This is a genomic window from Pseudoalteromonas sp. NZS100, assembly GCF_015864815.1.
GTDB lineage: Bacteria > Pseudomonadota > Gammaproteobacteria > Enterobacterales > Alteromonadaceae > Pseudoalteromonas > Pseudoalteromonas distincta.
The window spans coordinates 76,698-89,728 of sequence record NZ_JADYWM010000014.1; the positions used below are offsets into that span (position 1 = coordinate 76,698).

At 40.6% G+C, this 13,031-nt stretch carries 16 protein-coding genes; 8 read left to right on the forward strand and 8 right to left on the reverse strand.

Translation table 11 applies throughout. From position 1 onward, the window contains the following. Positions 1–66: 66 nt before the first annotated feature. Both I6E69_RS14580 and I6E69_RS14585 read left to right on the forward strand, forming a co-directional pair. On the forward strand, positions 67–372 hold the full coding sequence (locus tag I6E69_RS14580) for a DUF6482 family protein (RefSeq protein WP_002961002.1): 306 nt from the start codon (positions 67–69) through the stop codon (positions 370–372). 40 nt (positions 373–412) lie between these two features. Further along, positions 413–820: a GNAT family N-acetyltransferase gene (locus tag I6E69_RS14585; RefSeq protein ID WP_197121532.1), complete on the forward strand. Its 408-nt coding sequence runs from the start codon at positions 413–415 to the stop codon at positions 818–820. Positions 821–830: 10 nt separating this feature from the next. On the opposite strand, the gene I6E69_RS14590 is transcribed toward I6E69_RS14585, so the two are convergent. From I6E69_RS14590 to I6E69_RS14625, 8 genes are all read right to left on the reverse strand, one after another. Beyond that, the gene (locus I6E69_RS14590; RefSeq protein WP_197121533.1) at positions 831–1,187 is read right to left on the reverse strand and encodes a HopJ type III effector protein; all 357 of its coding nucleotides are present in this window, start codon (positions 1,185–1,187) and stop codon (positions 831–833) included. Between the two features lie 21 nt (positions 1,188–1,208). Beyond that, positions 1,209–2,312: a retroviral-like aspartic protease family protein gene (locus tag I6E69_RS14595; protein ID WP_149594654.1), complete on the reverse strand. Its 1,104-nt coding sequence runs from the start codon at positions 2,310–2,312 to the stop codon at positions 1,209–1,211. Between the two features lie 28 nt (positions 2,313–2,340). Continuing rightward, positions 2,341–3,048 carry an HAD-IA family hydrolase gene (locus tag I6E69_RS14600; RefSeq protein ID WP_149594655.1) on the reverse strand — a complete coding sequence of 236 codons (708 nt, stop codon included), beginning with the start codon at positions 3,046–3,048 and terminating at the stop codon, positions 2,341–2,343. Between the two features lie 10 nt (positions 3,049–3,058). Next, positions 3,059–4,003: a tyrosine recombinase XerC gene (locus I6E69_RS14605; RefSeq protein WP_024594613.1), complete on the reverse strand. Its 945-nt coding sequence runs from the start codon at positions 4,001–4,003 to the stop codon at positions 3,059–3,061. After that, on the reverse strand, positions 4,000–4,611 hold the full coding sequence (locus I6E69_RS14610) for a DUF484 family protein (RefSeq protein WP_149594657.1): 612 nt from the start codon (positions 4,609–4,611) through the stop codon (positions 4,000–4,002). The genes I6E69_RS14605 and I6E69_RS14610 overlap by 4 nt, the downstream gene beginning before the upstream one ends. Continuing rightward, positions 4,608–5,438: a diaminopimelate epimerase gene (gene dapF / locus I6E69_RS14615; protein WP_002960987.1), complete on the reverse strand. Its 831-nt coding sequence runs from the start codon at positions 5,436–5,438 to the stop codon at positions 4,608–4,610. The genes I6E69_RS14610 and dapF overlap by 4 nt, the downstream gene beginning before the upstream one ends. 64 nt (positions 5,439–5,502) lie before the next feature. Continuing rightward, a complete protein-coding gene (gene lysA / locus I6E69_RS14620) occupies positions 5,503–6,756 on the reverse strand; it encodes a diaminopimelate decarboxylase (RefSeq protein ID WP_002960983.1) in 1,254 nt (417 codons plus the stop codon). A 3-nt stretch (positions 6,757–6,759) separates the two neighbouring features. Beyond that, a complete protein-coding gene (locus I6E69_RS14625; protein WP_197121534.1) occupies positions 6,760–6,951 on the reverse strand; it encodes a lipoprotein in 192 nt (63 codons plus the stop codon). A 157-nt stretch (positions 6,952–7,108) separates the two neighbouring features. Here I6E69_RS14625 and cyaY point away from each other — a divergent pair, with 157 nt between their 5' ends. Genes cyaY through I6E69_RS14655 form a run of 6 tightly spaced genes read left to right on the forward strand, consistent with a single transcriptional unit; the run spans position 7,109 to position 13,001 of the window. Continuing rightward, positions 7,109–7,432 (forward strand): iron donor protein CyaY, encoded by a 324-nt coding sequence (cyaY, locus tag I6E69_RS14630; protein WP_002960979.1) that lies wholly within the window; start codon positions 7,109–7,111, stop codon positions 7,430–7,432. Beyond that, on the forward strand, positions 7,429–8,085 hold the full coding sequence (locus I6E69_RS14635; protein WP_039486876.1) for an alpha/beta hydrolase: 657 nt from the start codon (positions 7,429–7,431) through the stop codon (positions 8,083–8,085). Before cyaY ends, I6E69_RS14635 begins: the two co-directional genes overlap by 4 nt. Positions 8,086–8,107: 22 nt before the next feature. Continuing rightward, entirely contained in the window at positions 8,108–9,079 is a 972-nt protein-coding gene (locus I6E69_RS14640) for a DUF2914 domain-containing protein (RefSeq protein ID WP_197098917.1), read from the forward strand. A 35-nt stretch (positions 9,080–9,114) separates the two neighbouring features. After that, a complete protein-coding gene (gene hemC / locus I6E69_RS14645) occupies positions 9,115–10,053 on the forward strand; it encodes a hydroxymethylbilane synthase (RefSeq protein ID WP_138489810.1) in 939 nt (312 codons plus the stop codon). Continuing rightward, on the forward strand, positions 10,054–11,895 hold the full coding sequence (locus I6E69_RS14650; protein WP_138489809.1) for a uroporphyrinogen-III synthase: 1,842 nt from the start codon (positions 10,054–10,056) through the stop codon (positions 11,893–11,895). It begins immediately after the preceding gene. Then, positions 11,892–13,001, forward strand: a complete 1,110-nt coding sequence (locus I6E69_RS14655) for a heme biosynthesis HemY N-terminal domain-containing protein (protein ID WP_197121535.1) — start codon at positions 11,892–11,894, stop codon at positions 12,999–13,001. The genes I6E69_RS14650 and I6E69_RS14655 overlap by 4 nt, the downstream gene beginning before the upstream one ends. Positions 13,002–13,031: the final 30 nt, after the last annotated feature.

Sequence of the window (13,031 nt, forward strand, 5' to 3'; positions counted from 1 at the left end):
AAAAATTTGATCGTGATTATAGCAAAGCTGCGTATCGATAATGCTAAATACAAAAAGGTAAACATGATGGGCATTAAATTTTCACAGTTAAAAAAGCACGAGCCGCTACAAAAAGTTATTGTTCACTCGTTAGATATGGCGCTTTATCAAGTATCAGTGATGATTAATAACGTTGAATATTATGTAACAGAAGACAGTGGTGAGTTTTTAAGAGCACTCAGCCCACTGCATGTACAAAAGCGTTTTGAAAAAATAGCGTACGCACAGATGATGTTAAGGCAAACAAGCGCTTACGACGAAATGTGCGGTCAGCCGGATAAAACCAGCAGCAATATGCTTGAAGTACCTTATGGTAAAAATAATCTTTATTGATTGAGCTAATTTGCTAGTATCTGCTTTTTAAGGGCGATAAATGTATCAATTAAAAGTAGATAATACCGATGCGTTAAACTCAGCGCTTCGCGCACAAATGGTTGAATTTAACGCCCAGCATTTTGATGCGCAAAGGCTGCCATTAGGCTATAAATTTACTGATGAGCAGGGCGAGCTTGTTGCCGGTATTAGTGGGTGTGTGTTTGGAAATTGGCTGATGATTAGTTGGCTTTGGTGTAGCGATATTGCACGAGGTAAAGGGCTTGCAGATAAACTGCTAATGGCACTTGAACAAGCAGCTATTGAGCTAGGTGCTACAACTGCTCAGCTTGATACACTTGATTTTCAAGCAAAACCCTTTTATGAAAAGCGCGGTTATAGTGTTAAGTATCAACTTAATAATTACCCACGCTCAGGTACGCGTTACTTTATGGAAAAACCACTTTAATTTTTGCTGGCTATTTTGCCTTTAGTGGCTCGCCTTCAAAGGTAATACCTAAAAAAGGTGTTGTCTCTGGTGCTAACATAAACGTGCGAATGTTCATGTGATCATTGCCTTTTGGGTTTTGCAGCACGTCTTCTCGGTAAAACTTACCAAAACAATCCAACGTATTTTGTTTACTTAAATCGTTTAATTTAGCAAACGCAAAAATTTTACACGAGCCGTTGTTCTCACTCGCAGCGCTAAGTAATCCATGGTTATTAAAGCCACATGCAGTAAAGTCGTAATTTGCTTCAATCACGGCCATTGTATCGGTAAATTGAATGCTTTTTGGGTTTTCAGCAAGTGCTTTTAAATAGTTATTTAGTGTCATGTGTTACCTTTGGGTTTTTAATTATTTAGCGCTCAACTCTAGCTCATCTGTTTGCTGATTTATATTGAATTTAAATCGCGATAAAAAGTTCATTCCTAGTAAACCTTGCCCACGGGTGTTTTCAATGCTTAGCACTTCAAAACCATAAATAATTTGCGAGCCCACTTTAAACGATTCAATTTGATAACGCTTTACAACAATTTGACCATTAGCTGTGTTGACCGTTACATCGCCTAAATACAAAGGTCGTGGCGAAATTTGCTCAATAATATTTGTAGGTAGCGAGGTTACGCTTGCGCCTGTATCAATCATTAGTTCGGTCGATAGGTTATTATTTATTTCGGTGTTTATTAAGTAATGCGCGCCGTAAGGCGTTAAAGCAACGAAGTCGTCTTGCGATTGTGCTTTATTGATCATCGCTTGCAGTGTTTGCACTTGGCTTTTTAGATTGTGCTGGTTTGGCATTCGATCAAGGGTTGCTTGTGCGCTAATTAAATCGCCTTGCTGATAGTAGGCATACGCAAGCGGATATAAAAACTGCGCGTTATCGCTTTTATAATCAAGCCAAATTTGTGTTTGCTCAATAATAGCTTGCCAATTTTGTTGCTCAGTTAATGTGTGTAATTCGTTTTGAGTGAGCGTATTTAAACGTGTATTTACATTACTTTGCTGATCAGCAGGTTGTAATGAATTAAGCTCAAATAAAGCAATAATGGCATTTTGTGTTTGCTCGCTATTTATTAAATACTCAACCTGTAAATTAAGTAACTCTACGTTATAAGGGCTGTTATTTAATAGCGCATTGAGAAATGATTCGCTGAGTAATAAATTGCTATTTAGCCATGTTTTAAGCTGTATCAGCCACGATGAATAAAGGTTTTTTGCGATTTCTGGATTGCTGTTTTTGAGTTGTTGATAGCTACTAAGTGCGGCTTCAAATTGGTGTTTTTTAAACTGCTGCTTTGCCGTATTTAATAGCGTATTTTGTTGTTTAGGCGATATGCTTTTTTCAGCACCTTGCGTTTTTTGTACTTTGGTTGGCGCGGGCTGCGGCCACAATAAATAAGCGTTAAGGCTAAGTGAGCCAATTAATAGCAAGGTAATTAGCTTGGTATAGTGGCTCATTGTGACCTCTTATTTAATGCAATTGGTATTATTTAATAAAGTGCGTTAAGGCATGAATATTGGCTATTTCAATATCAGCCAGCCCTTTATAAGCATAATTGGCGCCTTGATCGTTTAACCATACCGATTGGCAACCGGCATTATTTGCGCCTTGTACGTCGGTATCTAGGCTATCGCCAATGTGTAAAATTTCACTTTTAGCAACGTTTAAGTGCTCGGCGGCTTTATCAAATAAGGTGCTGTGAGGTTTTGCTTTACCGTGCATACCGGCTTGTAACACGAGCGAAAATTTATTGTGTAAGTTAAAGCGTTCAATTTCAACATTACCATTAGTTATAGCAACCAGCGTAAAGTGCTGGGCTAAGTTATCTAGCAGCTTTAGTACGTCGTCGGTTACCACTATTTTACTGCGCGCATCGGCAAAGGCGTTGTAGGCAGCATCGGCATGGTACTCTACCTCTTGCTCATTCAAATCTAGTTTAGAAAGGGCTAAGCGCAATGTATGTTGGCGCCATTTAGTGACGTTATCAGCAAGTTCAGGTAACTGTAATACGGCTTCATTGCGGCATTGTTGCCAGTATTTTGGGCCATGGGCTAAGTAGCTAGGGAGCGCGTTTAAATAATCTTGCTGCGCTTTAACCGCTGCTTTTATAATGGGGTGATTGTTGTAAAGAGTGTCGTCTAAATCAAAGCTCATGACAGAAAATGGCTTAATAGCACGATTAAATCGGATCATATTTATTTACCTAATCAGTTCGTTTTTTTGCACGAGGGTGAGTGTTGTCGTACACCTTGGCTAGATGTTGAAAATCTAAATGCGTATACACTTGTGTAGCCGACAAACTGCTGTGCCCTAGTAATTCTTGCACAGCGCGTAAATCACCAGATGATTCTAAAATATGTGACGCAAACGAGTGGCGCAGCTTATGCGGGTGAACCTGCGAGCTAATACCTTGTTTTATTCCCCACTCTTGCATGCGTAGGCGCACTTGGCGAATCGAAATACGGTTTTTTTGGCTACTTAAAAATACTGCTATTTCATCGGGCTTTGCAAACTGAGGGCGTATTGTGAGCCATTTTTTTAATGCGTCTAACGCTTTTTTGCCCACCGGAATTAATCGCTCTTTATTGCCTTTACCACGCACTAAAATTTCACCATTGGCAGCGCTAATATCTTGCATGTTAGCGCCAACTAACTCGCTTATACGCAGCCCTGAAGAATACATTAACTCCATCATTGCTTTATCTCTAATAGCGAGAGGTTCGTCGTCGGGTATTTCGAGCAAGCGTGCCATTTGATCTACATCGAGATTCTTAGGTAGGGGCTTTGCAAACTTAGGGCCTTTTATACCTATAGCCGGATTATGGTAATGCGATTGCTCGGCAATATTTTTTGCTTTTAAAAACTTATATAAGCTGCGAATACAACTGAGCTTTAAGCTAATTGTACGGCCACTTAATTGCTTTGATCGCAGTGCCATGCTGTAGCGGCGAATATGTTCGCCTTGTACGCCAAACCAGTCATCACATAGTTTGCTAAAATATAGGGCTGCAAAGCCAAGTTGGCTTACGTATTGATTAACTGTGTGCGCTGAATATTGTTTTTCAAACTTTAAATAATCGCTAAATAGCGTTATGGGTGTACGCCAGTGGTCGCTTAGCGCGGTAATATTAGGCGCATCGTCACTCATGCTAGTTTTTGTAACCGCAGGTGTAATGCGTTTATAAAGTCGAGCACAAACAGGTTATCTTGCGCGGGCTCAAAATGGTTTACGTTATTGCTACCAAACGCCAAAATAGCGATAGGGTGCTTGGTGTCGCCAATTAAATAAATAGCGACGGATTGTGTATCTTCACTAAATAATTGTTCGCGCTCTTGTTTATTAATTCGCCCTAAATAATGCCCAGAATGGGTAAGGCGATGCGCAATAAGCTCGTCGTACTCGGGATTGTATTTTACTAATTTGCAGTCGTTAACATCTTCACTTGAGCAGATTATATTGCGTAGATTATTTGCAAGAGTGTCAAAATCGTCATGATTCCAAAGCTGGCGATGACATTGGCTAAACAAACGATATACGAGCTCGTTTTGCGTTGCATGCTTGCTCATAGCATCTATTTGGCTTTTTAAAAGCGTGTTGTGCTCGCGTAATTGACGTTGCTGAATATGTACTAGTGACGTTGCACCTTGAGCTTGCTGTTGCAGCTCAAGTTGTGCGAGTAGCTCAGGGTGATGAACTAAAAAGTCAGGATGTTGCTGTAAGTAATTAATAACCTGCTCTGTACTTAGCTCGCTCATAGTGCTACTTGTCCGTCGAAAACATGCTCTGCGGGACCAGTCATGCGTACCGGGTGACCTTCACCACTCCAGCGCACTTGCAAAGTACCGCCCGGCAAATCTACTTGAACGGTTGTTGATAATTTATTTTGCATATGACCAATCACCATTGCTGCACATGCACCAGTGCCACAGGCTAAGGTTTCGTTAACGCCACGCTCCCACACTCTTAGCTTAATGTGTTCTTGCGATACAACCTGCATAAAGCCAATGTTCGCTTTTTGCGGAAAGCGTTCGTGGTTTTCAAGTAATGGACCCAATATATCAACTTGCGCGGTGGTTACGTCGTCAACTTCTAGCACGCAATGTGGGTTACCCATAGATACCGCGCCACTAAATACAGTGTGTTCTTGCGTTCTAATAATATAAGTAAGCTCGCGTTTGCTGGCTTTTAACGGAATTTTACTTGGCTCAAAATTAGGATGGCCCATGTTAACAGTTACTTGACCGTCTTTTTCTATGTAGAGCGTTAAGTTGCCCGACTTAGTCGATACACTAATTTTGTGCTTGTTAGTAAGGCCTTTCATGCGTACAAAGCGGGCAAAACAGCGTGCGCCGTTACCGCATTGTTCTACTTCGGTACCATCGGCATTAAAAATTCGATAATGAAAGTCGAGATCAGGTGAATATGGTGCTTCAACCATCAGCAATTGGTCAAAGCCAATGCCAAAGTGGCGATCTGCCAGTTTTTTGATTTGGTCTCGCGACAAAAAAACATTTTGTGTAATGTTATCAATCACAACAAAGTCGTTACCTAAGCCGTGCATTTTGGAAAAATTAACTAACATAGCGCTCTAATTCGGTTTTGCTCTGTGCTAATCATGCCACAGAGCAGCTAGTAGACAAAAACGTTTATGGTAAAACTTTCTCACCTTGATAAAGGCTTTCAATAGTTTCGCGTTCACGAATAAGGTGATGCTGCTGACCATCTACCATTATTTCTGCAACACGCGGGCGCGAGTTGTAGTTTGAGCTCATGGTAAAGCCATATGCACCCGCACTTCGTTGTGCAAGTAAATCGCCTTGTTTAAGCGCTAGTTCACGGTCTTTTCCTAAAAAGTCGCCGGTTTCGCACACCGGACCCACAATATCAAAGTTGTGAGTAGGTGTTTCGTCATCGCGAACGGATACCGGAATAATTTTTTGCCACGCTTGATAAAGCGCAGGGCGAAGCATATCGTTCATACCCGCATCGACAATGGCAAAAAACTTGTCTTGGTTTTGTTTAATAAATTCAACTTGAGTAACCAAAATACCTGCATTAGCTGCAATTGCGCGTCCTGGTTCAAAAATAAGTTCAAGATGTTTGTAGTTAGCTAAGCGTTCGGTAACTTGCGCTGCATATTCACTTGGGTGTGGTGGTTGCTCGTTGTCGTATGGCACGCCTAAACCGCCACCAATGTCTAAGTGAGTTAGCTCAATACCGTTGGTTTTTAGCTCATCAATAAGCGCCATTAATTTATCAAGGGCTTCTAAAAAAGGTCTAACTTGCGTTAATTGAGAGCCAATATGGCAATCAACGCCAATCACTTTTAAACCAGGTAAAGCCGCTGCTTGTTGATAAACACTCACTGCTGTTTGAATATCAATACCAAATTTATTTTCTTTTAAACCGGTAGAAATATACGGATGTGTTTTTGCATCTATGTCTGGGTTTACGCGAATAGAAATAGGCGCTTCTAGGTTAAGCTCGCAAGCCACTTCAGAAATACGCTCAAGCTCAGACGCCGACTCTACATTAAAACATTTAATGCCCAGTTTTAATGCGTAAGCTATTTCGTCAGACGTTTTAGCCACGCCTGAAAAAACCACTTTAGAAGCATCGCCTCCCGCTTTAATTACACGCGCTAGTTCACCTTTAGATACAATATCGAAACCCGATCCTAAGCGCGCTAATATATTAAGTACGGCAATATTTGAGTTTGCTTTTACAGCGTAACATACCAAGCTTTTATGATTTTTAGTGGCGTTAGCAAATGCTAAGTAATGGCGCTCAAATGTAGCACGCGAGTATACATAACACGGCGTGCCGTATTGCTGCGCTATGCTTGCTACGCTGACGTCTTCGGCAAATAATTGGTTGTTTTTGTAATTAAAATAATCCATTTATTACTCCTGACTTTGCTGTGTTTTGGCTTGCTCAGCGGTAGTGGTTGGCTGAGCTGTATTTTGAGGTTGGTTTTGCTCTGTTTGTTGCTCTGGTAAATATAACGGACCGCTTTGTCCGCAGCCAGCTAAGGCGCTTAACAGTACAGTGCTTATTAATAGTCTTTTTAATTGTAAGGTATGTGTCGCTTTCATTAGATTAATACGGTTGCTGGCTTTATAATCGCAGAGTAACAGAATATCTAAAAAATGCAGCTATTCGCGGATGATTTTATTCCTGTTACACTAGCTGCACATTTTTAAAGCTAAAACGTACCCAATATTAGGCGGCTCGCCTGCAAAGGAAATAACAATGACTGAACACGAATATCACCAATTAGCCGAAGCTCTTATGTTCACTATTGAAGAGCAGGTTGATGATTGCGAAGCTGATTTAGATTATGAATCGGCACAAGGTATTTTAGAAATTATTTTTCCTGATAAAAGTAAAATAGTGATCAATAAGCAAGCACCTCTTCATCAAGTATGGGTTGCGACTAAGTTTAACGGACATCATTTTGAAATGCGTGATGGGTTATGGATTGATAACCGCTCTGGCGCTGAATTTTGGGCGTTTATAAATGAAGCCTCAACTCGCCAAGCAGGCCAAGAAGTTAAGTGGCAATCATCACTATGAGTTTAGAATTTGTAGAATATGCAGCCCAAAGTGAACACAAAGCAACGGTTATTTGGTTACATGGTTTAGGTGACTCTGGGGATGGTTTTGCGCCAGTAGCCCCGCAGCTAAATTTACCAAGCGAGCTTGGTATACGGTTTATTTTTCCGCATGCGCCAGTGCAACCGGTCACCATAAATGGTGGCATGGAAATGCGCTCTTGGTACGATATTAAGTCTATAGAATTAGATAAGCGTGCCGATGAACAAGGCGTAAGAGATTCTGCTGCAAAGGTAGAAGAGTTAATTAATAAAGAAATTGCTAATGGCATTCCTGCTAATAAAATAATTTTAGCTGGTTTTTCTCAAGGTGGTGTTGTGTCTTTGCATTTAGCGCCGCGCTTTGAGCAAAAGCTTGGGGGTGTTATGGCGCTTTCTACTTATATGTGTGTGCCACACAAATTTGCTGATGAAGCAAAGCATTCTGATTTAAACGTATTTATGGCTCATGGTAGCCAAGATAACGTTGTACCGCACAGTGCGGGTAGAAATGCGTTTGAAGTATTAACAGCACATAACATGGATGTAAGCTGGCAAGAATATCCAATGGCTCATCAAGTTTGCGCAGAAGAATTGCAAGCTATTCGCCAATGGTTAATTGCTCGTTTAAGCTAATTTTGGAACCGCTGAGGTCAATATGAGTCAAAAAATAGTTATAAAAGCAAATGTTAAACGCGAATTACAACAGAGCGTACCAACGGTAAGCTACGAGTGGAATTGGCGTCGTATTGTGAGTATTGCTATGTTGGTATTAATGACCTCTGCAGCAGTTGTTTATGGCTTAACCACCTCTGTTAATGCAGAGCAAGGTGAGCACCCAAATGAGCAGGAACAATTCTTAAGTTTTAGCAGTAACGCTGAAAACCAAACAAGCGATGAGGTAATGGATGTTGAGCCTCAATCATCAGTAAACAATACCCCAGCTGAGTCTGCAGAGGTAACTCAAGCGAGTATTGAACCTTTGTTAGCTGAGCAAAATGAGACTCACATTTCAAGTAATACACCTGCCGAAGTAGACCTTGTAAATAATACCTCGGCTTTGTTGGCTAACAACGATATTGTTACTGATCAAAGCGAAAGTATTAATACAGAGTTAAACTCAAACCTTGATAATGATGTGCAAGAAGAAACCGCAGAAGCCCAAAACGTAACTGAGCCTGCTAGTCAAAGTGACTTACTTTTAGAGTTAGAAAGTGATGATGGCGCATTGAGTGGCACTGAAGGTTTTTCCTCTACAGCACATGTGGCAAGTGTGGCATTGGGCGCGCAAATAGACACGGGTAAAATTAGTCGTGCGGTACTTACTCGTAAAGTAAGTAAGCGTGAGCCTACTAATGTGTTTGCTGCTGATATTAGGTTAAGCCAGTTTGAGGAAGGGTTATCGTTTTTTAGCGAGATTAAAAACCTTCAAGGCCAGCAAGTTAAGCATGTTTGGTCGTTTGAAGGTGAAACGATGGCTGAAATTACACTTAATGTTACTTCGCCTCGTTACAGAACGTACTCAACAAAAAATATAATGAACACACAAACAGGTCATTGGCGTGTTGATGTAGTTGATGAGCAAGGTAATTTAATTGCCCAAAAAGAATTTAGAATTTTAGCTGACTAAAACTGGCTAAACGCAGTAATTAATTGGATACCCCTATGACAGAAAAAACAAAATTAGTACGCATCGCAACGCGCAAAAGCGCTCTAGCACTTTGGCAGGCCGAATTTGTAAAAGCAGAGCTTGAGCGTTTTCATGCAGATGTGCGCGTAGAATTAGTCCCAATGTCGACACAAGGGGATATAATTTTAGATACGCCATTGGCCAAAATTGGCGGTAAAGGCTTATTTGTTAAAGAACTAGAGCAAGCCATGCTAGATGGCCGAGCTGATATTGCCGTACATTCTATGAAAGATGTTCCAGTAGAGTTTCCTCAAGGGCTAGCACTGCATACTATTTGTGAGCGTGAGGATCCACGCGATGCGTTTGTATCAAACAATTTCGCTAATTTAAGTGCCCTACCACAAGGCGCTATTGTTGGTACTTCGAGCTTACGCCGCCAGTGCCAAATTAAGGCACTTCGCCCTGATTTAGATATTCGTGATTTACGCGGCAATGTAAATACGCGTTTAGGTAAATTAGATGACGGCCAATATGATGCTATTATTTTAGCGGCTGCAGGGCTTATTCGTTTAGAAATGGAGTCGCGTATTGCTGACTACATTGAGCCAGAAGTGTCATTACCAGCAAATGGTCAAGGCGCTGTAGGTATTGAATGTCGTATTGATGATGAAGTAACTAAAGCATTACTTGCACCACTTGAGCATACACAAACACGTATTCGCGTAAACGCAGAGCGTTCGATGAATCGCTATTTAGAAGGTGGTTGCCAAGTTCCTATTGGTGCTTATGCATTGGTTGATGGCGAACAAGTGCATTTACGTGGTTTAGTGGGTGCTGTTGATGGCAGCGAAATTTTACGCGACGAAGTAACAGGCCATGTAAATGACGCAGAAAAACTAGGTATTGAGCTTGCTAAAAAATTACTAGCTCAAGGTGCAGACAAAATATTAGCTGAAGTTTATAGAGACGCATAAATGACACATATTCTGATAACTCGGCCCGAAGGAAAAGGCGCAGCCCTTGCACAGCAACTTGAGCAAGCGGGTTATCAGGCGTCTTTATTTCCGGTATTAAAAATAACGCATTTAACACCCTCCAGCACTGAGCTTAGTCCACTATTAAATGCAGATAAAATAATATTTATATCGCAAGATTCAGTCAGTGCACTTTCGCAATTAAAACCAGATATAAATACCAAAGCGCAGTTTTATGCGGTTGGACAACAAACAGCCGATGTTATATATGAGCAATTTGGTGTGCGCGCAGCAGTACCAAAGCAGTATGATTCAGAAGGGTTACTTGCGCTTAAATCACTCGCCGAGGTGGATGGCTGTAATATAGTATTAGTTAAGGGCCAAGGTGGCCGCCCTGAGTTAGCTAAAACGCTCAAAGAGCGCGGTGCTTTTTTAAATAATTGTGTTGTGTACAAACGTGAACCGACAGAGAGTATTACCTCTAACTGGACAGACCACTGGAAAAGCCAGAATGTACACGGTATAGTCATAACAAGTAATGCAGCAGTTGATGCTATATTTAAAAGCCTTACTGCACACCAACTACAATGGTTACAACAGTGCCGATTTTATGTTGCTAGCGAGCGTATAGCCGCTTATTTAAAGCTGCAACAGGTAAGTTCGGCTAATATACACATTGCAGCAGGGGCTAGCGATAATGCTATGTTTACCTGCATAAATCAGCAAGGTAGCAACATGAGCGAACAGTCAAAGCCAGTAACGGCAGAAAAAGCCACACCAACAATAGCTAACACGACCTCTGCTAAATCAACTAAGCAAGAGCCTACAGCTACAAAAAATACGGCAGACAAAAGTAAACAAAAAATAAGTAAGGTTGCAGTACTTGCGCTTCTTATTTCGTTAATTGTGGCCTCTGGTGTTGGATACGAGTTTTATCAAAAATTAAATGCTGGTAAGGCGCAAAACTTAGCCGTTAATGAGTTAAGCGAGCAAAATAAGTTACTCACCCAGGAGCTGCAAGCACTTAAATCGGCGCAATCTAATTTGCAACAAGCGCTGTTTAATAGTGAAGAAAAAGTTGCCGCAGCCCTAAATGAAAGTGCAGTTCAAAATCAGCAAGAACTAAAAGCGGCCTTGCAAAAGGCGCAGCAACAAGGCTCATCGTTAAACCCGCAAGAAGTAACCAGCTTACAGCGTATGGCTGAGTTTAAACTATGGGCTGAAAAAGACTACCAAGGCACTAGTGCTGTTTTAAAGCGCTTAGATGGATTACTTAGTGAGCACCCAGGAACAGTTGAAGTTCGCCAAGCGATTATGCAAGATATACAAACACTTGATAGCCTTAAACCTGTTGCAACAGAGGCTATTTATTTACAGCTAAACAGTGTACTAAGCAGTATTGACGACTTAGTTTTTAATGCAGTTAATTTACCAGAAGAAGCAGCTGCAATAGATGAAAATGCTTTAAGTGGTGACGTGAGTGATTGGCAGCAAAACTTGAGTAATAGCTGGAATAAAATTGTGGATAGCTTTATTACTATTCGTCAGCACGAAGGTGTTTCCATTGAGCCATTACTTACGGATCAAGAGCGCCATTTAATAAATCAACGAATCAAGCTTAATATAACTCAGGCACAAGATGCACTTATGAGTAAGCAGGCGAGTATTTTCTTTAGCGCCTTAAGTGAAGCAAAACGTTTAGTTGGTGAGTACTTTAAGCAAGACGATGACACAACTAAAACGGTACTTAAAGCGTTGTCTAAACTTGAAAAAGAGCAGCTTAACTTTAATCCAAAAGTAACCTTAAACAGTACACAAAAGGTTAAGGAGTGGGCGCAATGATAGGGCTAATTATTTTAATTGTAGCTATTGTTGTTGTACTAGCGGTTACTCCATTTGTGCTAGATGAAAAAGGTTATGTACTTATTTCATTTAACAATACGACGATAGAAGGCACGATAGTATCGTTTTGTATAATGGCAGTCATTACCGCTGTTGTTTTATATTTAACATATAAATTAATCCGTTATTTATTATCGATTTATCATAATACTAAGCATGGCTTTTTTGCACGTAGCCAAGAGCGCAAACAAGCAGCTATTGAACAGGCGTTGTGGAGTGCTATTAATGATGATTACGAGCATGTAGAACAGGCTTTATTGGGTAATAGCGTACCAGATAAGTTTGAAGATATTCGCTTAGCATTACTTGCAAAAGTAGCGCTTGCTAATAATCAAACAGATAAAGCACTTGAGCGTTTATTTGAAATCAGCCCAGAGCATCAATTAAAAGTAGCAAAGCTATGGTTGGCAAGTGGTGACAGTAGCGCGATTGAATCACAAATGCGTATTAGCGCAGAAGCTAAAAAAGCCACCGCACTTGAGTTAAAACTTTATGCAGAAGTATTAGTACAGCAACAACACTTTAGTGCGCTGGAAGACTTTTTGCCGCGTTTACTGCGCAAAAAAGTACTTACTGATGCACAGTGGACGCAGTTATTTAGTGCTTATTTTAATGCGTTAGATGCAGACAAGCTGAGTGAAAAATATAAACAGCTACCGAAAAAGCTGCAAGCTCATGCCCACACCGCATATTTAATGCAAATGGCGCAAGCAGGTCAATTGGCTGTTATTGAAAGTGACTTAATTAAGATGGTTAAGCATAGTGAGCAACACTTAGAGCTTGCAAATATATTAAGTAAAGCAACAGCAGCCGATGCAGCTAAGTTGCAAATAAGCATTCAAGAACGCCTTAAGAAGGATGATTCAAATAATTCACTATTACTTGCGCTAGCTTGCCTTGCTAATGCTAAGGGTGATTATGACTTAGCAGCTAGAATATTTGATAAAGCACTGAATAGTGAAAATAAAAAACAGTTCTCTGAACAAGCTGTGTTGAGTTATAAAAATAGTGCACAGGCAGAAAAGGCGCTCGTTTTATATCAATAAATGACTACACTATAACTACTTAGCATTTTT

Coding starts and splice junctions, on each gene's coding strand:
- I6E69_RS14580 (WP_002961002.1), top strand. CDS start 67: ATGGGCATTAAATTTTCACAGTTAAAAAAGCACGAGCCGCTACAAAAA.
- I6E69_RS14585 (WP_197121532.1), top strand. CDS start 413: ATGTATCAATTAAAAGTAGATAATACCGATGCGTTAAACTCAGCGCTT.
- I6E69_RS14590 (WP_197121533.1), bottom strand. CDS start 1,187: ATGACACTAAATAACTATTTAAAAGCACTTGCTGAAAACCCAAAAAGC.
- I6E69_RS14595 (WP_149594654.1), bottom strand. CDS start 2,312: ATGAGCCACTATACCAAGCTAATTACCTTGCTATTAATTGGCTCACTT.
- I6E69_RS14600 (WP_149594655.1), bottom strand. CDS start 3,048: ATGATCCGATTTAATCGTGCTATTAAGCCATTTTCTGTCATGAGCTTT.
- I6E69_RS14605 (WP_024594613.1), bottom strand. CDS start 4,003: ATGAGTGACGATGCGCCTAATATTACCGCGCTAAGCGACCACTGGCGT.
- I6E69_RS14610 (WP_149594657.1), bottom strand. CDS start 4,611: ATGAGCGAGCTAAGTACAGAGCAGGTTATTAATTACTTACAGCAACAT.
- dapF (WP_002960987.1), bottom strand. CDS start 5,438: ATGTTAGTTAATTTTTCCAAAATGCACGGCTTAGGTAACGACTTTGTT.
- lysA (WP_002960983.1), bottom strand. CDS start 6,756: ATGGATTATTTTAATTACAAAAACAACCAATTATTTGCCGAAGACGTC.
- I6E69_RS14625 (WP_197121534.1), bottom strand. CDS start 6,951: ATGAAAGCGACACATACCTTACAATTAAAAAGACTATTAATAAGCACT.
- cyaY (WP_002960979.1), top strand. CDS start 7,109: ATGACTGAACACGAATATCACCAATTAGCCGAAGCTCTTATGTTCACT.
- I6E69_RS14635 (WP_039486876.1), top strand. CDS start 7,429: ATGAGTTTAGAATTTGTAGAATATGCAGCCCAAAGTGAACACAAAGCA.
- I6E69_RS14640 (WP_197098917.1), top strand. CDS start 8,108: ATGAGTCAAAAAATAGTTATAAAAGCAAATGTTAAACGCGAATTACAA.
- hemC (WP_138489810.1), top strand. CDS start 9,115: ATGACAGAAAAAACAAAATTAGTACGCATCGCAACGCGCAAAAGCGCT.
- I6E69_RS14650 (WP_138489809.1), top strand. CDS start 10,054: ATGACACATATTCTGATAACTCGGCCCGAAGGAAAAGGCGCAGCCCTT.
- I6E69_RS14655 (WP_197121535.1), top strand. CDS start 11,892: ATGATAGGGCTAATTATTTTAATTGTAGCTATTGTTGTTGTACTAGCG.